Below are 23,817 nucleotides of genomic sequence, written 5' to 3'. Positions count from 1 at the left end.
GCCGTCGCGACGGACACCGTGTGGAGCGGGCGGGAATCTCCGGACCGGCCCGCCGCGTCCACCCCGCACGCGGGCCGCAGGCCCGGCCGTCGCCCGCCCGCGGGGCGGCCGCCGGGCCCCGTCACCCCGTCCGGCACCAAGCGTCAGGAGTGCGTCCCATGGCCGGTGAGAAGGCCGACGTCAAGCATTTCGACCTCAAGCAGATGGAGAACTTCCGGGACAACGAGGTACAGCCGGTCTACACCGCCGCGAAGAAGCACAAGGAGGAGGGCGACGGGTCCCACATCCGTCCGCTCGGCCACCTCATCGACGGGCACACCACACCGGACAACCTCGCCCAGGACAAGCAACTCCTGCGCATCGGCAGGATGGTGACCGAGCCGCTGGTCTCGGGACCGAAGCTGATCGAGGACATCCGCACCGCGGCCGAGGCCATCGACAAGCTCCTCGGTGACCAGATGGACCTCTTCAAGGAGTTGAAGGAGGCCCTCACCGAGACGATCGAAGAGGCCAACAAGACCAAGGACAAGAACCTCGACGCGATCGACGCCCAGACGCTCCTGCAGACCTTCGACGAGGTCGACACCCTCACCGCCGGCGGCACCGGCGACCCGGACGACGAGTCCTGACCCACTCCGATAGAAAGGGCGCCCGGTGGCCGATCGGTACGATCCCAACTCCGTCGCCAACCTCGACAAGTTCGACAACGCCGGCGACCCGTCGAGTGATACCTGGGCCACCCTGGTCACCCACATCACCGGCTATCCGGTGCCCGACCGCAACACCGTCTTCGACACGCTCCGCTCCGACCACGGCGGCAAGCTGTTCCGGATGGACATCCCCGAGCGCAGCCTCTCCGTGCTCGTCAAGGACTCCGGGTTCCTGACGAACAAGGGCGAGGACTACGACATCTGGTTCTTCGACAGCGGCAAGAAGCGCTCCATCATGCAGGCCCGGATCGTCTTCGAGGGCCGGGTGAAGGCGGGCGAGGAGATCATCTTCGCCGGGCCGGGCTCGGACAACGTCCATGACGCACAGGTCCGTGAGGGCAACGAATTCACGGACTACAACAAGGACAAGATGAGCACGATCCCGCTCGCCCGGTACATGAACGGGCCGCGGGCGGCACTCCTCGCCCTGCTGGGCGGCAACACCACGGACGCCCGGTTCAGCAACCTCGGCGTGCCCGGGGCCGACGTGGTGGACCTGAACTCCTTCAACACCACGGGGGAGTCCTTCGACTTCGCCGCCAAGTTCTTCAAGGACCACGCGGTGGTGCTGAAGGACTGGGAGGACCGCTTCGGCCGGGACGACGCGAGCTGGAAGGGCGAGGCGGCGGAGGTCTTCCGCAGCCTGCTGAAGAAGATCCGCGAGAACTACGACAGTTACGTCGAGACCTTCAACGAGAGCCCCGGAGCCGGCGACGGGACCGGCACCGGCGGCACCGTGTACTCCCGCGCCCTGTCGCTGGGCCGCAAGTACCTCGAGGACGCCGCGAACAAGCTGCTGGAGGCATGGCTCGCCTGGGCCAAGTCCCCGTACTACGACCCCCACCAGGTCCTGCGCTACGTCCTGGACGACCTCGCCCAGTGGGTGGACGCCAACAACGTCGCCAAGACGGACATCAAGTCCTACACCTCCCGCTACACCACGACCGTCAGCCACAGCCCGCAGGCCGGCTTCACCCAGGTGCATCCGGAGTACGGCGACCTCACCGACATCGCGAACTGGGCGAAGGTCGGCGACAAGGCCGTCAAGATCTGGAGCCAGGGCGTCAACGAGTACCTCGGCAAGCCCGCCGCCGAGGTGCAGTCGAACCTGAACAACCACTTCCTGGACCTGGGCGACGACTTCTCCGACAACGTGCCCAAGCCGAAGTCGACCAGCACCGCCTCCGAGGAGTACGAGGAGAAGAAGGCCAAGGAGGAGCAGGAGGAGATCAACCGGCAGAACGAGGAGAACCGCAAGTACCAGGACGAGCTGCGCGCGGAGCAGGAGCGGCAGCGCGAGGAGGACCGCAAGTACCAGGAGGAGCTCCGCGAGGAGCAGAACCGGCAGCGGGAGGAGGACAAGAAGTACCAGGACGAGCTGCGCGAGGAGCAGAACCGGCAGCGCGAGGAGGACAAGCGCCTCCAGGACGACCTGCGCAACGAGCAGAACCAGCAGCGCGAAGAGGACAGGAAGTACCAGGACGAGCTGCGCGAGGAGCAGCGGCGTGAGCAGGAGGAGGCCAAGCGCGAGGCCGAGGAGCAGGCCAAGGCCATGCAGGAGAGCCTCGGCGGCATCAACGACCCCAACGCCGTCACCGAGCAGAACCTCGGCAGCATCGACGACCTGCTGAACCCGACCACGGTCACGGAGAGCCTGGGCGACCTGGGTGATGTGAACGGGCAGGGCGGCGACCAGGAGGCGTTGACGTCCACCCCGCCCCCGGGCATCACGAGTCTGGGCAACCTCGGTCCCGTGAACGGCGGGCCGAGCGGCACGAACAACGCCGCCAACGACGCGGTCACCCAGGATCTGGGGAACCTCGGCGGCCTGAACACCGCCGGCGGCCCCGTCAAGACCCCGACCGGCGGCAACACCCAGCTCGACGCCGGCAAGCTCACCACCGACTTCCCGGACGGCAGCAGCACCAGCTTCGATCCGGACAGCGGGGTGCTCACCACCACCCACCCGGACGGCAGCGTCACCACGCAGGACCTGGGCGACGGCACCAGGGTGACCAACCCGGACGGCTCGGTCACGTCTCTCGGCGACGACGGCAAGCTGACGACCACCTTCCCCGACGGCAGCGTCCAGACCGTGGACCCCTCGACAGGTCAGGTCAGCACCACCGACCCCGACGGCACCACGACGACCCAGAACCTCGGCAACCTGGGCGACCTCAACAGCCAGAACATCAACGGGGACCTGGGCGACCTCGGCGACATCAACTCCGACCTGCCCACGCAGTCGGAGACCGACCTCGGCGACCTGGGGGACCTCAACGCCGACCGGTCCGGCCTGGAAACCCCGACGGGCGGCACCACCCAGCTCAGCGACGGCGACATCGCCACCGACTTCCGAGACGGCAGCAGGATCAGCTTCGACCCGGACAGCGGTCTGCTCACCAGCACGAACGCGGACGGCACCACCACGACCACCGACCTCACCCACGGTGCGACGGTGACCAACCCGGACGGCTCGAAGACCAGCCTCGACAACGGGATGCTGACGACGGAGTTCCCCGACGGCAGCAAGCAGGTCATCGACCCGGACACCGGCATCGCCACCGTCACCGACCCGCAGGGCAACACCGAGCGGGTGGACCTGCACGATCTCAACTCGCAGGGCGGCGGGAATGCTTCGGACATCCTCGACGGCCTCGGTGATCTGGAGAGCATCGGCGGCCTCGACGACACCGGCGGCGGCACCTCCACCCAGGACCTGTCGCTCTCCGACCTCGGCGTCGGCGGCGGGGCGGGTGACGGGGCATCGGGCGGCGGCGTCGGGGAGAGCTACCTCACCGCGGACAGCACCGGCGGAACCGGAGCCGATCCCCTCTCGGACGGTGCCGCCGACAGCGCGGGCAGCCCCCTGGCCCCCGCCGCGACAGCCGGAACCCCCGGCGCACCCGGCATGCCCGGCAGCCCCGGCATGCCGATGGGAGGCATGGGCGCCGGCGGCATGGGAGCGGGCGGCGACAAGGGCAACGGCGAGCGCGTGCGGGCCGTCCTGGTCGACGCGGCCGAGGAGAGCGAGCGCCGCAACCGCCGCCGGCGCAGCCCGTGGAACCGCCAGGAGGACGACGACACCTTCCTCGCCCCGGCCTCCCGGGTCGCGACCACCGGCGGGGACGCGCCCGAGGAGGAGGCGGAGCCGGGCCGCAACAGAGCCACCACCTCCGACTACCTGGAGGAGGACGCCGACGTGTGGGGTACCGAAGAGGGCGGCACACCGGCCGTCATCGGACGGTGAGCACCGTACGGCCGCGGCCTGAGCACCGCGCCGAGACGCATCACACGCGGTCCCCGCTTCCACAGCGGGGGCCTCACCGGGCAAGATCAGCAGGGCAGTTGACGGACCGGCAGGCACGACCGGGCGTACGGACCCCACGTCCGGACACGCGCGGAGACCGACGCGGAAGGCAGGAGCGGGCGTGACGGAACCGCTGGAGAAGCGCCTGGAGAAGGCGATGGCCGAACTCCACGCCGCCCAGGAGGCGGTCGCGCGCACCGAACGCGAGCTGCGGCAGGCGTCGTTCGCCGTGCTCTCCTCCGACCGGGCGGTCCGCGCCACGGTTGGCCCGCAGGGTGAACTGTCCGGGATCGAGTTCCTGGAGAACAAGTACCGGGACATGTCTCCCCAGGAGCTGGCCGCCAGCGTCCTGGAGGCGGCGAACGCGGCGCGGCTGAAGATGAACCGGCATGTGATGAAGGCGATGGCGCCCTTCACGGAACCCAGCAGCAACGTGCCGGAGCTGAAGGGCTTCGAACTCGACTGGGAGCGCATCTTCGGACCAGAGGTGCTGCGCGACGACGAAGAGGACACGGCACGCGACGCCCCGGCCACCCCCGCTTGGCGGGACGCGCTGGGCGAGGACGGGGAGGACTGATCATGGGACAGCGGTACTACGTCGACCCGAACCGCATCGAGGCCCTCGCCCGGCAGCTGGAGGAGATCGGCACCCTGGCGGCCGGCATCACCGAGGAGTTCCTCGACGAACTGGCGCCCACGGTCACCTGGCCCGGTTCGGAGGGCGAGTTCGCCGAGAAGGCCAAGCCGCAGGAGCAGAAGGAGCGGCAGACCACCAAGGAGACGATGATGGCCATCCGCGACGGGGTCGTGGGCATCACCGACGCCACGGTCAGCCAGGTCCGCATGATGAAGGGGACCCGCGACCGCAACATCGAGGACGTCGAGCGGGTCAACAGCCGTATCGAGACCGACGGGTTGAACGGTGACGGCCCGGGCGGGCATGGCCGTCGCTGACCTCCGCACCGCCGGCCGCTCCCGCACCGCACCGGGAGCGGCCGCTCGTTCCTGCCCGCACGGCCCCCAGGACGGCCCCCGTTGAGCATCAAGGCATCGCCCGAGGTCAACGCGATGATCTTCATCCTCACCGGGGAGAAGCTGATCGACGCCGACGAGGACCTCGCCTACGAGAGCCGCCGGCCCTACTCCGGACTGGGCCGCAAGGTCGATCGGCTGTCGTCGCTGATCGACAAGTCGATCCACGACATCGCCGAGGTCATGCCGGACGACCTGTCCAAGTCGTACGCCAAGGCGATGGGCATGCTCATCGACGACGGCGGCAAGAACTACCTGCGCGACTTCGCCGAACAGCTCGACAAGATCGCCGAGGGCCGGCGCAAGACCTCCATGGACATCATGGAGTCCAAGTGGCAGGTCATCGCCGAGGTCATCCGGCTGCTCATTGAGATCGCCATCTACCTGGCGATGTCGTTCTTCACCGGCGGCGCCTCGGCCAGCCAGATCATGATGGCGAAGCTGCGCAGCCGGTTCCTCATCCTCACCACGCTCAGCCATCTGCTGCAGCGACTGCACCTGGCGCCCTCGCTGACCGAGGCGTTCGCCGAGGCGTTCACCACCTTCGCGGTGCGGCTCGCGATGATGAACTTCGCCCCGGACGGCCGCCGCCCCGACGGCTTCGACTGGAACGACATCCTGAAGTCCGCCGCGTTCGGCGCCGCAGCCGGCTTCCTCACCAGCATCTTCGACGACATCGCGAAGAAGATCGTCAGGAGCTACGACAACAACTTCCTCAAGAACGGGCCCGACCTCGACTTCAAGCCCAACCCCAACTGGAAGAACACCCCGACCCCCGAGTTCAAGAACAACGGCCCCGGCCCCAACCCCAAGCCGGACCCCGGCCCCGGCCCCACCCCGAAGGACCGGCCCGGCCCGAACGCGAACGGCCCCGGCCTCACGAACAACCCGCCGCGCACCTTCCGCAACGACCCGCTCTCCTTCCGGAACAACCCCAACCTGTGGCGCAACAACCAGATCCTGCGCAACAACGCGGACCGGCCGGGCGCGCTGGCCGGGCACTACGGGCTCAAGGGAACCGCCGACTTCCTCGCCGCCGGCGCCGGTGAGGCACTCGCCGAGATCTTCATCAAGGGTGTCTTCGACGGCGACTGGTCCACCAACTGGTCCACCTTCGTCGGCGCGGGCATCAGCAGCCAGGTCGAGGCCACGCTCACCGACTCCGCCCTGAACAGCGGTGCCGAACTGCGCCACGTCATCGACAAGTTGCGCAACCAGCCGCCCACCGTCTCCACCGGCACCGGTGACACGGGAGACACCGGGGACTCCGACACACGGAACTCCTCCGACTCTTCGGGCACTCAGGACGGTGACGGCCCGGACACCACCGGCGGTCCGTCGACCACGGACCTCACGGGCGGCGCCGACTCCACGCGTACGTCCCCACCGCCCCGTACCGCGGACAGCCCGCCGCCGTACTCCACCCAGGACCCGCCGCTCTACACCACGCAGGACCCCCCGCCGTACTCCCCGGGCCCGCTGCCCGTGACGGCCGCGGAGAACGCCCTGTGGCAGCAGGTCCACAACGGGCCCGCCGACGTCCGCGAGCAGGCCCTGCGCGACATCGCCGACCTGCGCGGCGCCCAGCCGCCCGGCGACGCGGAGATCGACGTCCGCGACAGCGTGCACGGCAATCTCTCGCAGGTGCCCGAGGTACGGGTGGTGCCCGCCGGGGACGGTCCGGCGGTTCAGGTGGACGCCGACGAGGTCCGTCGCGCCCTGGACGGCTTCGGCACGCCGACGACGGTGCAGGACCCGCTCACCACGCCGGGGTCCCCGGACAGCGACGTCCGGAACACCTCCGAAACGGCCGTCCAGCACAGTTCCGACGTGACGGCGCAGCAGGACGCCGACACGGCTCCGGCGCCCGGCCAGGTCGGCGGTAGCCCCGCGGCGTCCAACAGCTCCCAGACCGCGCCCGGAACCGGCACCGGGGCCCGGCCGGGCGGCGCGCCGGTGGCGGGAGGCAGCCCGGCCCCCTCCACAGCGCAGACCCAGGGCACGCGCACACCGGACGGCGTGACCGTTCCGGACGGTCAGCAGGGCACGCGGGACGACTCCACGCAGCAGCCCTCCCCGACCTCGGAACCCCCCACTTCTCCGGAGAGCACGCCCTCGCGGGAAGGCACCCCTTCCGAGGAGTCGACGTCGTCCTCGGAAGGCACCCCTTCCGAGGAATCGACGTCGTCGGAAGGCGCGTCCCCCGAGCAATCGACGCCGTCGACGCAATCGACGCCGTCGCCGGAGAGCACCTCTTCCGACGAGACGACGTTCTCGCCGGAGACCACGAGCACCGTCGAGATCACCCCGTCGTCCGAGCTCCCCGCCACTCCGGACACCGTCAGCCACGGCACGCCGGACTCCGCCGAGAACGACCTCACTTCGGACACCGGCGCCACGACCGCTCCGCCGAAGGTGAGCACCACCGGGTCCTACGCCGGTACCCCCGGCGACGTGCCCCAGGCGCCGCCGCTGACGATCGTCGTCTCCGAGGTGCCGCCGCCGGGGGAGGGATCGCCCGACGCGGCCGACCTGCTGGACAGGGCCGGCACCGACCGGGCGGTGGTGCTGGGGCCGGCGGTCACGCCGGACGGGGCGGGCCGCCCGGTGCGCGCCGCCGTCGAGCTGACGCGGGAGGGCCCGGGCGCCCCAGTCCGCGTCCGTCCGCTCACCGGACCCGCGCCGACCCCGACGCCGCACGACACCCAGGCCACCACCGGCACCCCGATCACCACCGAGACGGCGTTCCCCGGCGCGGACATCCTGCTGCCGCTCGCCGACGCCCTCGGCCCGGCCTCCCGCCCTGCCACCCAGGGCACCACGACGACCGACGGCGATCCGTCGGGCAAGGCCACCACCCTCACCCCGCCTCCCAAAAAGCTGATCACCGAGTCCACAACGCCCGTACACGGCAGCAGAATCGCCCCCGTCTCCACCGTCGCCGACGCCCCCGCCGCGGCCAAGCTCGCCACCCTGTCCCGCCCCTGGACCGAGCCGGCGACCGACCTGCACCTGGAGTCGGATCGCGGCAACGGCACCGACGGCACCGCACCCGGTCCCGGCGGCGGACGCGGACCCGGCGACGCCGGCACGCCGCCCCCGCCCCCACCGGCGACGCCGGACCCCCGCACCCCCGCACCCCCCGTCGTACTCCCGCCACCGGGGCGCATCGTCGTGCGGCCCGCGGACCACACGGGCGGCGAAGCCACGACCGAAGACGGCAACGCCCCCGCCCGCGAGCCTGCCGTCACCACCCTGGACGGCCACACGGTCCCCCTCGCACAACTGCGGCGCTGGGTGCCGGACTCCGCCGTCAAGCCCCGGCCGGGACGGGCCGTACGGACGCTCACCATCTCGCAGAGCCCGGCCGAGGACGGTACGTCGCGTGACGCGGGCCGCCGGGCGCTGCTCGGCCAGGACACCTTCCGCGGAGTGCGCACCACCCCGGCCCCCGCTGCCCAGGGGACCCCGCCGGCCCCGCCCCGTACGGTGTTCACCGGCCCGCCGACCGCGCTCCCCGGCTCGGGCACCGACCAGGGCGCCGACTACTTCGTGGGGCACGGCACCCCGCGCACCGTCACCCTCGGCACCGACGACGCGGCGCGCCCCACCGTGAAGGTCAGCGGCGTCCAGCTCGGCGAGGTGCTCAACTCCTGGGCCGGGGACGGCGATCAGGACCGGCCGCTGGTGCTGTTCTCCTGCGAGACCGGGCGGCAGCCGGAGATCGCGGGACTGCCCGTCGCCCAGCACGTGGCGAACCGCACCGGACGGCCGGTGTACGCGCCCACCACCGAGGTCGGCACGGCCCGGGACCGGGACGGCGACGTGCGCGCGGTGCTCACGGAGGGCACGGACGGGCCGGGACGCTGGCGGCTGTTCACCCCGGAGCCCGGCGGCGCCGACCTGGACGCGCTCGCCCGCGTCGCCGGTCTGCACACGGGTCCGGAACCGGCCGACGCCTTCGCCCGGGCCCGTACCCTCCAGCAGATCCGCACACTGCGCGACGCCCTCGGCCCGGACGCCGAACAGCGGCCGGAGAACCGGGACCTGCTCGCGGGTCTCGCCCACGTGGACGGTCTGCGCTGGCTCAGCCCGGACACCGCGGCCCGCTACGGCGACGGCAGGATGACACCGGACCTGCTGCGCCGGATGGTCACCAACTGGTCCGGCGCCACGGTCGACCCGGCGACCGCACCCGGCACGGAGCAGTACCGCCGGTTCCTGCGCGCGGCAGCCGGTCTGCGGTCGTCCGCCGGACCCGACACCACGCTCGAGGCCCTGCTGCCCCCGCCGCCGCCCGCGCTCCCGCCGGGCACCCTGGTCTCGCCGGACGACGTGCGCGGCCTGACCTACGCGCCCTCCGCGCAGATCACCTGGTCGCTCTCCGACACCCCGCTGCCGCTGTCGGAACTGGGACTGAGTGCCGAGGACACCGCCGAACTCGCGCGCCGCAGACCCGATCTGTCGCCCGCGCCGAGCCGCCCGGAGAGCCTCGCCGAGGACCTGGCCCTGTTCAGCAAGGACGCCACGGACACGGACGCCGTACGGGCGGACGGCCAGGACTTCAGGCGGCTGGACACCCCCGGCGGCGGCAACTGCCTGTTCCGGGCACTGCTCGACAGCGCCCGCAGCCAGGACACCCCGCCGGCCTGGGCCGCGCGCAACGTGGCCGGACTGCGCGGCCTGCTGCGTGACCGCATCACCGGGTCCGAACTGGCCGCCACGGCGGCCGAGGCCACCCCGGACCCGGTTCTGGCCGTGGTGGACGACCTGCGGATGACCGCTCTCGCCGGGGTGCGGAACCCCGACGCGCGCGGCAGGATCACCCAGCGCTGGAACGGCATCGCGCAGGCGGTCGTCGACAACGGCGACCCCCGCCGGTGGCGGCGCATCCTCCGCGACAGCGGCTACCCCCAACTCGCCGACATCGCGCCCACCCCCGACGCCGCACGCCGGCTCGGCACCGAAGGACTCATCGCCGCGGCGGCCGAACACGCCGGACTGTGGGCCTCCCCCTTCGCCGACGTCCTCCCGCAGGCGCTGGCGCACACCCTCGACCTCGACCTGCGCCTCGTCCAGCCCGACCCGCACGCACCGGCCGACACCCTCGTCACCCCCCTGCACCCCGGTGGCCGGGGCGGCACCCTGCACCTGGCCTACAACGGCACCGACCACTACGACGCCCTGGTCCCGGCCACCGCCCCGCTCACGCCCGTACCGGATCCCGTCAGCACCTCCGGGGACCCGGCCACCGACGAGCCCGACGTCTCCGACCCCTTCGCCGCGTGGCTGCGCGGCATGGGCGGGATCACCGACCTCGACGGCCCCGACGCCGAGACCCCCGACCGGGGCGACCCGGTGCCGCTGGAGACACAGCTCGAACGGCACCGCCCGGCCCGCCTGCTGACCGGGCCGGACGCCGGGCCGCCGGGCCCGGCCCCGCGCACCGTCACCTTCGACGACGGCAGCCGGCTGCCCACCGTGCTCATCGACCCGGGCGCCGATCCCGATCCGGCCGACGGCAGCCCCGAGTCCGGCACGGACGGCACCCGACGGAGCCGGCCGACGGGCCTGTTCACCGGCCCCGGCGTCCTCACCCTGCGCTCGCCCGAGCAGGTCGCCGAGGAGATCCTTCGGCAGCTGCCGAAGAAGCTGCGCGACCAGTTCGACGAGGCGGAACTGCTGCGTCTGCTGATCGACCAGCCCGGCGCCTTCACCGCCCCGCGCGGCGCACGCCTCGTGGGCCGGGAGAAGTCCGGGGTCGGCCACGAGATGACGATCGAGGCCGTCCCGTACCACCGCTGGGAACGCTTCTCCGACGTGAACGGCGGCACCACCCGCCTGGACACCATGCGCCGCGGCCAGGCCGGTACGGGCGGCGGGCGCAGCGTCGGCCACGGGCGCCGGATCGCCGCCGCGCTGAGCATGGGCCCGCCGCTCAACTGGCTGCTGAAGATCGGCGTCTCGCTGGGCTGGACCCGCCGCACCGACTACTCCCTGGGCACCCAGGCGTACCACCAGACCGAGCACCGCGCCCACGAGGGCTCGCATCTGCACCTGGACGACGTCCACTACCGGGTGCGCGTGGAACGCGTCACCGAGGCACCGAAGACCACGGGCCCCGGCACCACGCCCGCGACGGCCCCGAGTTGGCGGCGCAGCGAGGTGCACACCGCGCGGTTCGCCATGCGGGACGGCCTGAGCTGGCGGCTGCCGGACGACCTCACCGTGCCGTACAACGGGCCCCGTCGGGCCCCGGAGACGCTCACCTTCCCGGACGGGGTCGAGCCGCGGATGGCCGACACCACCGGACTGCACCTGGTGGACCCGCCGGAGGACATCGCGCTCGCCATCTCCGGCGCCCGGCCCGGCAGTTCCGCGCACCGCACCCTCATCTCCTACGTCCGTCCGGGGCGGTTGCTCGCCCTGTTCGGCCGGTTCTCCGGGCCGGTCAGCGGACCCGAACTGACCCGGGGGAGCGGGCAGCACCCGCTCGGACACCTCGTCGTCGAACGCTCGATCCCGCAGCGGGCCACCCTGGTCGCCGAGTCGGTCAAGGCGGAGCTGCGCGACCTCACCCAGACCACGTACCAGAACGAGCGCGGCCACGTCCGTGACACCCGCTTCGGCGTCCAGGTCACCGCCGGCCCCAACTACACCCTCGTCGGCCCGGAGACCGACGTACGCCTCCAGGGCGGGCCGCTCGTCCGCGCGGACCTCAGCTCCGGCCGGGGCCATTACCTGGGCACCGACGCGGCCCGCAAGACCACCGGCCGCGTCCGCAACCACCCCGTCGCGCTCTACCGGGTGGAACGAACCCTCATGGTGCGCAAGGCGGGCGAACCGGCGTCCGCGGCCCGCCCGGTGCGAGTGGTCAGCCTGGACTGGATCTCCACCCAGGACGCGCGCCGCCTTGCCGGCTGGGACAGCCGTACGCCCGGACAGACGGGCCCCCACCCGGACGCCGAGCCGCCGGTGCCCTGGTATCTCACCCGGGAGGACCCGGTCCACCTCAGCGGCCAGGTCCGCGCCGAGGGCTTCCGCCCCGACCGGCCGCAGAACCCGCTGCCGGCCGACGGCCGGCCCCAGCAGCCGGCCCCGCCGCAGAACCAGGACGGGCAACCCGCCCCCCAGGACCCCCTGCGCGCCTTCGCGGACACCGTCCTCGACACGCTGCACCGCTCCTACCCGTCGCTCTTCGTACCGCCGCTGATGCTGCGGCACCCACGCCTGGCCCGGTTCTGGTACGGCGACGGGCGGATGCGGACCGCGCTGCACAACGACCGGCAGGTCCGCGAGGCGCTCAACCGGCCCAGCCTGGCCCAGAGTCTGGACGACCTGACCACCACCGGCGTGCCGGTCACCCTCACCGAGGACGGCAAGGTGCGCCGCGGCCACCACACGCTGATCCTGCGCGCGCGGCTCACCGACCGGCGGTTCGAGACCACGATGAGTGAACGGTCGCTGCGCAACGCGGTGATCGGCACCGAGGTCTCCGGCCAGGGACAGCAGGCGTCCACCACCCTCTCCGGCGGTGTCGAACTCGGCATCTCCCCTCGCGACCACGACAAGGTGCCCGAGGCCGGACTGCCGCGCCAGACCGGCAACGTGTCCCTGGGCGCCCGGTACGCCAGGACCGACCAGAAGGCCACCCGCAGCACGGCCGCGGTCACCCACGACCACCTGATGTTCCAGAACGGCGCCGACCTCTACAGCTACCAGGTGGAACTGGGCGCCTCCTTCGAGGGACACCGCCGCCCACGCGGCTGGGCACGGCTCGCCTCGGTCGGTCTCCTCGGCGCCGGTGTCTTCGTCAGCAAGGTCGAGGAGCGCCCGCTGTTCAGCCGGGGCAACGAGACCGTGGGCCGGGTGGAGCTGGCCGTGCCCGCGGCGCACGGCTCCGACCGGCACGCCCCCGCCGACCCGCCGCCCACCGGGCCGGCCCCGGCCCCCGCACCCGTACGGCTCTCCGCCGTCGAGGCCGACCAACTCCTCGACGGCACCCGCCCGTTGCCGAGGACGGACTCGGCCGGCGGGCGACTCGTGCGCAGGCTGCTGCGCGCCCCGCACGTGGTGCTCAGCACCGAGGGCGGGGGACGGCGCCAGCAGCTGATGCAGGACACCGCCGACCTCGCCTCGGGCACCTCCTGGCACGTCAGCGCGCCCGGCGCCCCCGTGCGCAGCGCGCTGCGCCGGGCGATGGCCAACCTCCACGTGGCCGGTCAACTCGGCCAGTACCTGGGCCCGTTCGGCTCCCGTATCACCGGTCTCAACGGCGCCGGGCCGCTCCAGACCCACTACCTGAAGGCCGCGGTCCGCGGCGAACTGGACAATCTGCGGGTCAAGAGCGACCCGAAGCCGGCCAGCCTCGAAGCGACCATCGGCAACGAGCACCGCGTCGCCGGCAGCGCGAGCACCGTCTCGCGCACCACCCTCGGCGTCCAGGGCGCCGACATGCCGCTCCAGCAGGCCCCCGGCGGGCCGGCCGTGGTCGGCTCCTACTCGACCGCGCTCCAGTACGCCTGGGGCAAGGGCCGCAGCGTCGCCCAGACCCTCACCCGGGGACGCAACACCACCCTCACCTACGCCGGCCGGATGTACCTGGTCGTCGCCGACGCCGCCGAGACCGTCGCCGTACGGGACCGGTGGACGGCCGCGATGGGCGCGGTGGGCACCCGCGCCGGCGCCGGAATCAGCTCCGCGGCCGGACGGCTCTCCGAGCGCCTCGGCCGCGCGCTCGCCCCGCGCCGGGCCGCCGCCACGCTCCAGCGGATCCGCGACGCGGTGATGTTCCACCTGCCCATGCAGGACGTCATCGAGGCCGGGCTCGCCCCCGACGGACTGGGCACCACCACACCACGCAACCTCGGCCGCGGCTACCGGGTGCCCCCCTTCCTGCGCGGCCGCCGCTTCCCCAGCCACCCCAGCGGCCAGCTCGACGCCAGTCACGCCGCCCAGCAGCTCATGGGACGGCTGACGAGGATCGGGGTGTCCTCGCACGACCGGGAGCAGGTCCTGCAGCGGCTCTCGCCGGACTTCCTGCGCGCCCATCTGCACGAGCTGACGACCGACGGAATGACCCTGCCGGTCCGCTACCGCACCTGGAGCAGCCCGACCCACCTGCCGGTCGGCGGCAGCCCCGGACAGGTCCGGTTCAAGCTGACCCCGGTCACCACCACCGTGGAACGGCTGCGCACCGGCTTCGAGTTGGAGGACTACCGCACCACCGCCCGCGACGACGCCGGCAGTTCCTCCCAGGACCGCGGCGCCGACGTCACGCTCGCCACCGGCCAGCGCGCGGCGGAGAGCGGCGTCCTGCTCGCCAACCCCTCGCTCCAGGGCACCGCCGCCAAGCAGCGCGCGAGCACCCGGACCGAGACCACCGGCAACACCTCGATGCCGAACATCGCCACCACCCAGGCGCACGCCGAGATCGTCACCAGCTACATCCTGACCGTCACCATGACGGACGCGACCGGCGACCTGCTGTCCCCGCGTGCCGTCACCTCGGTCGGCACCCTCAACGAGATCGTCCCGGCCGGCCTGCTCACCCCGGCGGGCGACGGCGACGACGGCGCGCTCACCGAGGAGGACGTGCCCGAACCGGAGCGCGCGGTACGGATGCTGACAGCCGATCAGGCCCGCCCCGAGGGCATCGCCCAATGGCGCGACGGCGCCGCCGACCCGGACGTGCTGCCCTTCGACGACCGCATCGGCTCCGGCATCCTCGCCGTGGACATCCGCGGCGCCGCCAACGTCCACGACGCCCTGACCCTCGCCACCGCCCGCGCCGACGGCCTCGGCGACAGCGACCTCGGCCGCCGCCACACCGGCGACGTCCTCGCCGCACGCGTCCGCATGGCCCGCCTCACCCCGCTCACCGGCCTGGGCACCGCCCCCGCGCAGGCCCAGCAGGAGGCCACCACCCAGGTCGGTCTGACCTCCGGCTTCCGCGAGGCGCTCGGCGCGAACGGCTCACCGCTGCCCGCCCAGGCGTCCTCCCGCCTCTTCGGCCAGTCCCACACCGCCGACTCCCGCCTCTACGCGAAGATGCACCGCACCGGCGCCCGGCTGCTCGCCGTCGAGAGCAAGCCGCGGATGGAGGCAATGCAGCGCTCGAAGACCTCCGACGCGCTGGAGGCCGGCATCACCGACAACGTCGAGGGCGCGATCGGCACGTCGCCGCTCGCGGGCAACAGCAACGCGGGCGTCACCAACCCCGGCGCCACGGTCCCGATCGGCGGAGCGAACGACGGCACCGCCCTCAAGGGCACGGCGGACACCACTCTCGGCACCCACCTGAAGGTCGTCACCGACCGCAGCATGCTCTTCGCGATCCCGGTGAGCTGGCTGTCCGTGGCCGAAGTGGACCACCACTTCACCGACAGCCGCCCCCTGCACGCGCTCGGCAAGGCCAAGCGCGGCCCACGCGCCGCCGAGGCCGAGACCACCGCCCTGGTCTGGCTGCGCGAGGACATCGCCCGCGACTACGGCCTCCTGGACGACACCACGTTCCCCGACGAGGTCGGCGCGGCCTGGGACGCCATGGCCAAGGCGGCCGGCGATCTCGCGGCGGCCGAGAAGGGCTACTACGACGCCCGGGCGCGGGCCCGTGAGACGTGGCTGGACCTGACCGCGGAGGAACGGGCCGCGCTCGGCGACGACGACCCCGACCGGCCGACCGTCCTGCCGCGGGCCGTGTCCCAGTCGCCGGCCGTCGCCGCCTGGCAGGCCGCCCGCGAGGAGGTACGGCGCTGGGCGGGCCACACCGACGCCGCCGCCGGGGACCATCACCGGCTGCACCTGGCGGCCTCCCGCCTCACCGCCCACCACCAGGGCCGGGCGACGGTCCCGGTGCCGGACCTGGCGCAGGAGTACACCGAGCCGGCCTGGCGCTCCGAGGCACCCGAGCCGTACCGGATCACCGAGGGCACCGACTCCGCCCCGCGCACCCTCACCTCACCGGACGGCACCACCGTGCGCGAGGTGCACGAGATGCCGCACGACGGCGCCTCGTTCTTCCACGCGCTCATCGCCGTCGCCCAGGACCGCGGCCGGCTGCCCCACCTCCTCGGCACGGACCTCGCGGCCCGGTTCACGGCCGATCCGGGCGACCCCGCGATCACCGAACGGGCCGTCCGCGCCGCCCGCAACCGCCTCGCCTGGGAACTGGGCGAGAACCGCAACGAGGACCTGCTGGACACCCTCGCCCTCGACGCCGCGGACACCTTCACCCAGGACGAACTCGACTTCGCGCACGTACGGCTGACCCCGGCCCAGCAGGCCGAGTTCGACGCGTTCGGCCGGCTCCCGCAGACGTTCTGGGCGTCCCCCGAGCAGCGGGTGGCACTGGCCACCGCGGCCATGCTCCGCCCGTTCACCGGCGAGCCGCCGCAGCACGACACCGGGCAACCCGCCCCGCCCGAGCGCCGCGCCGGCGACCACGGCGGCGCCGACCTGCTGCCCGCCCTCGCCGCCCGCCTCCTCGGCACGCCCGTCACCGTCGTGACCGGCGAGGGCCGCGAACAGCGCTTCCTCCCGCACGGCACCGACCCGGCCGCCGTGGACCCGGCCCGCGATCCCGTCCTGTTCGCCGCCGACGGCTACTTCCACGCCACCCTGCCGCCCGGCACCCCGCCCCCCGTCGCCACCCCGCTGCCGGCGCCGCCGACCACGTCCGGCACCGGCACGGACGGCGCGACCTCGGACACCGACCGCACGGACACCGCCCCCGAGCACCGCAGCCACGCCACCCCGCCCTGGCACCCGCCCGCCGAGAGCACCGGCCCGCGCTACCGGCTCGCCCGCGACGGCGTCCTCACCGCACCCGACGGCGCCACCTACACCCAGGGCGATCCCGCCGGCCGCGGCAACGGATTCTTCGCCGCGCTCTCCACCGCCCTGCACGACGCGGCCCGCCGGCCCGGCCCGGACCGCCACGAGGCCGCACGGCTGCGCCTGCGTGCCGACGCGCCACCGGCCCAGCTGATGCGCCTGAACGGCCTGCCCGGCGCCCGCGCCGAGCGTGACGCGCTCTTCACCCCGCCGCCCTTCACCGTCCGCCCCGGCGCACCGGCACCGAGCCAGGACGCCCGCGACGGCCACCTGCGCCGCCACCTCGCCGACGCGCCCTGGGGCCCCGGGGCCGACCGAGCGGTGGCCGAGTGGGCCGCCGCCGCGACCGGTACCACCGTCACCCTGATCGAGGAGAACGGCACCGCCCACACCTACCCCGGCCCGTCCGGCGACACCGGCCCGCACCTGCGACTGCGACGCCGCGGCGGCGACTTCGTCCCCCTGATCCAGCGCACCCCTGCGCCCGAGCCGGCCCCGCCGGTCTCCGAGAGCGTCCCGCCGCCGCCTTCGCACAAGGACCCGGCCGCCGTCCCGCTGCCCCCGTCGCCCGCGTCCCCGACCGGCAGCTCCCTCCCCGGGCTGCCGGGCGAGGAGGAGGCGTACGACCTCAGCACGCTCACCGGAGCGGGCGGGACGACGGACGCGGGCGCGGACTCGGACGTCGAGATGCACCTCGACTCCGGTTCCGAGAGCGAGCGGGCCGCCGTCGAGACCGGCCCCGAGCACGACTTCGCGGTCGAGTTCGCCGGCCTGCTGGAGGAGCCCGAACTGCGGGCGGACGCCCTGCTGGACGTGGTGCGACGGCGCAACGCCCGGCTCGGCGGCTTCCCCGATGTGGCGTTCGACAGCGCGTTCACGGAGCACACCGGCATCGGTGTACCCGAGGCCCTGGACCAGGTGGAGCAGGCCGGCCGGCTGTCGAGCGAGGAGTACGAGGCCCTGCGGGAGGCGCTCGGCCTCGGCATCGGCGTCCCGTTCACGCAGACCAGCCCGCCCGGCACCTCCCAGCGGGACCGCGAGGTGACGCTGCGGATGCTGGACCGGGTGGCCCGCCTGGTGAAGGAAGCGCTGCGCAAGCCGGACCGGCAGGCCGACGCCCAGGTCACCCCGCACATCGCCGTCACCCTGCTGCCGGACGGCTCGCTGGGCATCGCGGGCAACACCGGTGCGAAGGCCCTCACCCAGGACGAGGCCACCCTGGTGGAGGACGAACTGCGCTGGTTCGTCTCCGGTCAGGAGCCGGGGGGCACCCGGCGGGTGCAGGAACTGGAGAAGTGGTCCCGGGACGAGGAGTCCCACCGTCAGTGGGCGGCGCGGCTCGACCAGGAGGAGCGGGACCTCGGACGACGGACCGCGGAGCAGGCGGAACTGCACACGCGCCTGGACGAACGGTACGAGTCGGGTGCGTGGGACGATGGGCTTCAGCAGCAGTGGGACACCCTGCTGCAGGACGAGACCGCGGCCGAGCAGGAGCGGCAGCGTCTGACGGCGCAGCGGCAGCAGTGGCGGCGCGACGAGCGGTGGCTGGCGCGCCGGCGGCCCGGCATCGCGCGCGAGCTGCGGGACCGTACGAAGCTGCGGGCGCTGGCCACCGGCTGGTACCGGCTCTACCACCCGGACTCTCCCGAACTCGACCTCGTCAAGCGGGCGTTGGCGAACCCGCGCATCCTGAACGTGGCGGGCCGCGACGGAAGCCAGGCACCGGGCACGCACGGCTCCGAGCACGGTGAGCTGACGCTGCTCGGGCACTGGGTCGCGCACTGGGAGAGCAACCCGGGCGACCCGAACGCGCCCCTGACGCTGCCCCTGGGCGGGTTCAAGATGGCCTGCGCCGCCTGCGACCTCGCCTACCAGGCGGTCAACGAACACATCGGGACTCCCCTCGGCCACCGGGTCCGGGCCTCCGGCACCCACGGCTTGTTCTTCCCCGGCTGGCGCATGCCGCAGTGGATGCGGCAGAGGCCCCAGCTGCTGCAGCACATCAGGGACAACGCGGAGAGCATCGGCGCCTACCTGGACCAGGGCGGCGTGCTCCAGGGCGATCGCAGCGAGGGCGCGCACGAGCAGTACCCCGCCGGATCCTCGTCGGAGTACGAGTCCGGTGACGAGGCGATGGACACGGACGCCATGCCCGGCTCCCCGGCACCGGACGCGTCCCCGCGACTGCCCCGGACCCTGCCGTCCGACCCGCACGAGGCCACCGCCACCCCGCCCGCCCCGCGAGGCCCGCGCGACAACCGCCCCCGCTTCGTGGTGCGTTCCGGCTTCGACGCCCGCAGGTTCTCGCACGACGGAGAGCCGGTCACCGACCTCACCGTCCGCCTCGCGATACGCGGCCCCGAGAACCAGGCCGCACATGTGCGCCGTGAACTCGACGCAGGCGTGCGGCGGTTGCTCAACGACCCCGCGTACCGTCTGCCCAACGGCGACCGGCTGCACGTGACCGTCGAGCACGTGGACCCCGCCGGCTCGCCCCACCTGACCGTGGACCTGGCGGGCCGGGACCGGGCGATGGACCAGAACACCTGGTGGGCGGACGCGGACCCGGCCCACCTGGTCCATGAGCTCACCCATCAGCTCGGTCTGCGCGACGAGTACCGGGACGCCGACTCCCCGCACCGGCCCCACATCCCGGGCAGCCTCCTCGGTGCCCTCGACGAGCGGCCCGAGGACGACTCCCTCACGGCCACCGGCCTGCGCGGCCGGCACCTGGCCCTGCTGAGCGCACTGATCGGCGACGTGACGCCACTGCCTCAGCGGACCGGGCGGAGCTGGGAAGCGGCCCGCACGGCCACCACGCCCGTCCCGCGCCGGTCCGTGTGGGTCGACCCGGTCTCCCTGCCCGGGTCGGCGGAGGCCGGAACCGACGTCCCGGCGCGTATGCCGCAGGACGCGACCGTCACCCCGTTCAGGTCGGGCAACTTCGAGTTCACCAACCTCAAGCACACGAACGAGAAGTACCGCGACAAGGCCGTCCGCATCATCGACCTGCTGCGCAAGCACGACACGATCAAGGACTACATCGGCACCCGCCCCTGCCGCATCACCCTGCACCTGCGCACCACGGAAACCCCTGCCGACGTGCGGGACCTGGGCGACGAGGGCGTGCAGATCAACCTCGCGAGCTACTACTTCGAGAAGTACGACATCGGCTACATCATGGGGATGCTGGCCCATGAGATCGGGCTGCATCCGCTCGCGTCCCGGAACACGAACATCCCGGACGAGGAGGAGATGTTCGCGGGGGTGCCGCTGGCCGTGCCGGGGCTGTCGGACCTGAAGACGCCGCGCACCATGAGCACCGAGGGCGCGGGCCAGGCCGACCACATCATGGCGGCGTTCCCCAGCAGCACCCGGCACGGGATCTACCGCGACATCGTCGTGAGGATGGCGGGCGTGCTGGCACAGGACGCGCAGGCGGGGGAGGAGGGCGCCAGGGCCAAGGACGTCACGGACCTGATCGACACCTACCTCATGGACCTCGCGACCATCGCGGTCACCAACGACCGACGCAAGGACGCGGCCTGGGAACCCCGGTACACGGCGAAGGTCTACAACGCCTACAAGGAGATGTTCGCCGCGCAACTGCCCGACGACAGCCCCGTCCGCCCGCTGCTGCCGGCGGACAAGAGCTGGTACAACGTCACGGGCAACTTCCTCGGCCTGGGCTCCAGCTTCACCTTCAACAACCAGGGCGACAGCATCCAGACCGCCACCGCCACCGATGCCGGTGAAGCGCGACCGCGTCTTCCCCGGACCGGCACGGGCACCGGCACACCGCCGCGCCCGACCGGCGGGCCCCGGCGTCCGCGGGACAGCCGCCGCCGCTTCGTGGTGCGTTCCGGCTTCGACGCCCGCCGCTTCTCGTACGACGGCGAGCCCGTCACCGATCTCACCGTCCGCGTCGCCCTGCGCGGCACCGACGCACAGGCGGCCCAGGTGTACGACCGACTCACGGCGGGCGTGCACGAGTTCCTGAACAACCCCGGCCACCGCCTTCCCAACGGCGATCGCCTGCACGTCACCGTCGAACCGGTCTCGGCCGCCGACTCCCCGCATCTGACCGTGGACCTGGCGGGCCGGGACCGGGTGATGGACCAGAACACCTGGTGGACGGACGCCGACCCGGTCCAGCTCGTGCATGAACTGACCCACCAGCTCGGTCTGCGCGACGAGTACCGGGACGCCGACTCCCCGCACCGCCCCCACATCCCCGGCAGCCTCCTCGGTGCCCTGGACGAGCAGCCCGAGGACTCCTCCCTCGCCCCGGCCGGCCTGCGCGGGCGGCACCTGGCCCTGCTCGGCGCCCTCATCGGCCAGGTGACCCCGCGCTCCCAGCCCGAGGACCAGACCTGGGACGCGGCCCGTACGGGCACCACCCCGGTCCCGCGCCGATCCGTGTGGGTCGACCCCGTCTCCCTGCCCGGGACCAAGTCCGCGCGGACCGAGGCCGGGACCGACGCCCCGCCGCGGATGCCGCAGACCGGGACGCTCACGCCCTTCAGGTCGGGCAACTTCGAGTTCACCAACCTGAAGCACACGAACGAGAAGTACCGCGACAAGGCCGTCCGCATCATCGAGCTGCTCGGGGACCACCCGACGATCCGCGACTACATCGGCGCCCGGCCGTGCCGCATCACCCTGCACGTGCGCACCACGGAAACCCCTGCCGACGTGCGGGACCTGGGCGACGAGGGCGTGCAGATCAACCTCGCGAGCTACTACTTCGAGAAGTACGACATCGGCTACATCATGGGGATGCTCGCCCACGAGATCGGGCTGCACCCCCTCGCCTCCCGGAACCGGGACATCCCCGACGAGGAGGCGATGTTCCGCGGCATTCCGCTGCCGGTGCCGGGCCTGGCGGACCTCAGGACGCCGCGCACCATGAACACCGACAGCGCGGGCCAGGCCGACCACATCATGGCGGCGTTCCCCAGCAGCACCCGGCACGGGATCTACCGCGACATCGTCCTGAAGATGGCCGACATGCTGGCCCAGGCCGCGCGGGCGGGCGTGGAGGGTGCCAGGGCCAAGGACGTCACCGACCTCATCGACTGCTACCTCATGGACGTCGCCTCCATCGCGATCACCAGCGACTACCGCATGAACGCGGCCAAGGAACCCGGCAACACCGCCAAGGTCTACAACGCCTACAAGGCCCTGCTCGCCCAGCACATGGCCGAGGACAGCCCCGCCCGCCCCCTGCTGCCCGCCGACAAGGGACTGTTCGGGGTCGTACGGGACTTCGCCCAGCTCGCCACGAGCCTCGCGACCAACAACCGCGGCGACAGCATCCAGCAGCCCGTCACGACGGACGAGGCACAACCCCGGCTCCCGCAGGGCACACAGGCGCCTCCACAGCGGACGGCGCCCGCCGCACCCCGGTCGCACGACTCCCGCCCGCGCTTCGTGGTGCGGGCGGGCTTCGACACACGGCGCTTCTCGTACGAGGGCGAGCCGGTCACCGACCTCACGGTGCGCCTCGCGATACGGGGTGCGCAGGACCAGGCCGCTCAGGTACGCGACCGGCTCGCGGCAGGCGTGCGGGAGTTCCTGAACGACCCTGCCCACCGCCTGCCCAACGGTGACCGCCTGCACGTGACCGTCGAGCACGTCGACCCCTCCGACGACCCGCAGTTGACCGTCGACCTGGCGGGCCGGGACCGGGCGATGGACCAGAACACCTGGTGGGCGGATGCCGACCCGGTCCAGCTCGTCCATGAGCTCACCCACCAGCTGGGCCTGCGCGACGAGTACCGTGACGCCGACTCGCCGCACCGCCCCCACATCCCGGGCAGCCTGCTGGGCGGCCTGCACGAGGCTCCCGAGGACTCCTCACTCGCCGCCTCCGGGCTGCGCGGCCGGCACCTGGCCCTGCTCGGCGCCCTCATCGGGGACGTCACCCCCGCCCCCGAGCAGGACTCCCCGCAGACCTGGGACACGGCCCGTACCGCCGCCGTTGCGGTCCCGCACCGGTCGGTGTGGGTGGACCCGGTCTCCCTGCCCGAGTCCACCGACGCCACCGACGCGGTCCCGGCGCGGATGCCCCAGGACCCGAGCACGGCGACGCCCGCCTACGTGCCGTTCTCCTCGGGGAACATGGCGTTCACGAATCTCAAGCTCACGGACGACCGGTACGTCGCCAAGGCCGTCCGCATCATGGAGCTGCTGCGCAGGCACGACACGATCAAGGACTACATCGGTGGCCGTTCGTGCCGCATCACCCTGCGCGTGCGCACCACGGAGACCCCGGCCGACGTGATCGACCGGGGCGAGGACGGCGTCGACATCAACCTGGCCAGCTACTACTTCGAGAAGTACGAGATGGGCCACATCATGGGGATGCTGGCCCATGAGATCGGGCTGCATCCGCTCGCGTCCCGGAACACGAACATCCCCGATGAGGAAGAGATGTTCGCGGGGGTGCCGTTGGCTGTGCCCGGACTGACCGATCTGAAGACGCCGCGCACCATGAGCACCGAGGGCGCGGGCCAGGCCGACCACATCATGGCGGCGTTCCCCAGCAGCACCCGGCACGGGATCTACCGCGACATCGTCGTGTCGATGGCCCGGATCCTGGCGGAGGACGCGGCGAGGGGGGACGAGAACGCACAGGCCAGGGACGTCACGGACCTGATCGACTGCTATCTGATGGACCTCGCCTCGATCGCGGTCACCAACGACCACCGGATGAACGCGGCGAAGGAGCCCGGCTACACGGCGAAGGTCTTCAACGCCTACAAGGCGGCGCTCCTCGCCCAGTTGCCGCCGGACTCCCCGCTCCGGGCCCTCTTCCCGTCGGACAAGAGCATGTTCGGCGTGATGAACGACTTCCGGCGCATCGGCACCTACATCGCGATCAACAACCGCGGCGACAGCATCCAGCAGACCGACACGGCCTGAGGC

Annotated in this window: 5 protein-coding genes; all 5 read left to right on the top strand. The window is 72.7% G+C overall.

Annotated elements, in window-relative coordinates:
* Window positions 1-158 precede the first annotated feature (158 nt).
* The 5 genes from ACGFW6_RS08560 to ACGFW6_RS08540 all read left to right on the top strand — a co-directional run bounded on the left by ACGFW6_RS08560 (window position 159) and on the right by ACGFW6_RS08540 (window position 23,814).
* The gene (locus ACGFW6_RS08560; RefSeq protein ID WP_030955146.1) at window positions 159-629 is read left to right on the top strand and encodes a type VII secretion system-associated protein; all 471 of its coding nucleotides are present in this window, start codon (window positions 159-161) and stop codon (window positions 627-629) included.
* A 25-nt stretch (window positions 630-654) separates the two neighbouring features.
* The gene (locus ACGFW6_RS08555; RefSeq protein WP_393506048.1) at window positions 655-3,960 is read left to right on the top strand and encodes an AAWKG family protein; all 3,306 of its coding nucleotides are present in this window, start codon (window positions 655-657) and stop codon (window positions 3,958-3,960) included.
* Window positions 3,961-4,141: 181 nt separating this feature from the next.
* Window positions 4,142-4,597, top strand: coding sequence for a YbaB/EbfC family nucleoid-associated protein (locus tag ACGFW6_RS08550; protein WP_393506046.1), 456 nt, complete (start codon window positions 4,142-4,144; stop codon window positions 4,595-4,597).
* A gap of 2 nt (window positions 4,598-4,599) precedes the next feature.
* Window positions 4,600-4,974 (top strand): hypothetical protein, encoded by a 375-nt coding sequence (locus ACGFW6_RS08545; protein ID WP_393506043.1) that lies wholly within the window; start codon window positions 4,600-4,602, stop codon window positions 4,972-4,974.
* Window positions 4,975-5,055: 81 nt separating this feature from the next.
* Window positions 5,056-23,814 (top strand): hypothetical protein, encoded by an 18,759-nt coding sequence (locus ACGFW6_RS08540; protein WP_393506040.1) that lies wholly within the window; start codon window positions 5,056-5,058, stop codon window positions 23,812-23,814.
* Window positions 23,815-23,817: the final 3 nt, after the last annotated feature.

The sequence above is a fragment of the Streptomyces sp. Y7 genome, from assembly GCF_043195415.1.
Taxonomy (GTDB): domain Bacteria; phylum Actinomycetota; class Actinomycetes; order Streptomycetales; family Streptomycetaceae; genus Streptomyces.
This window is presented reverse-complemented; position numbering and strand designations above follow the sequence as displayed.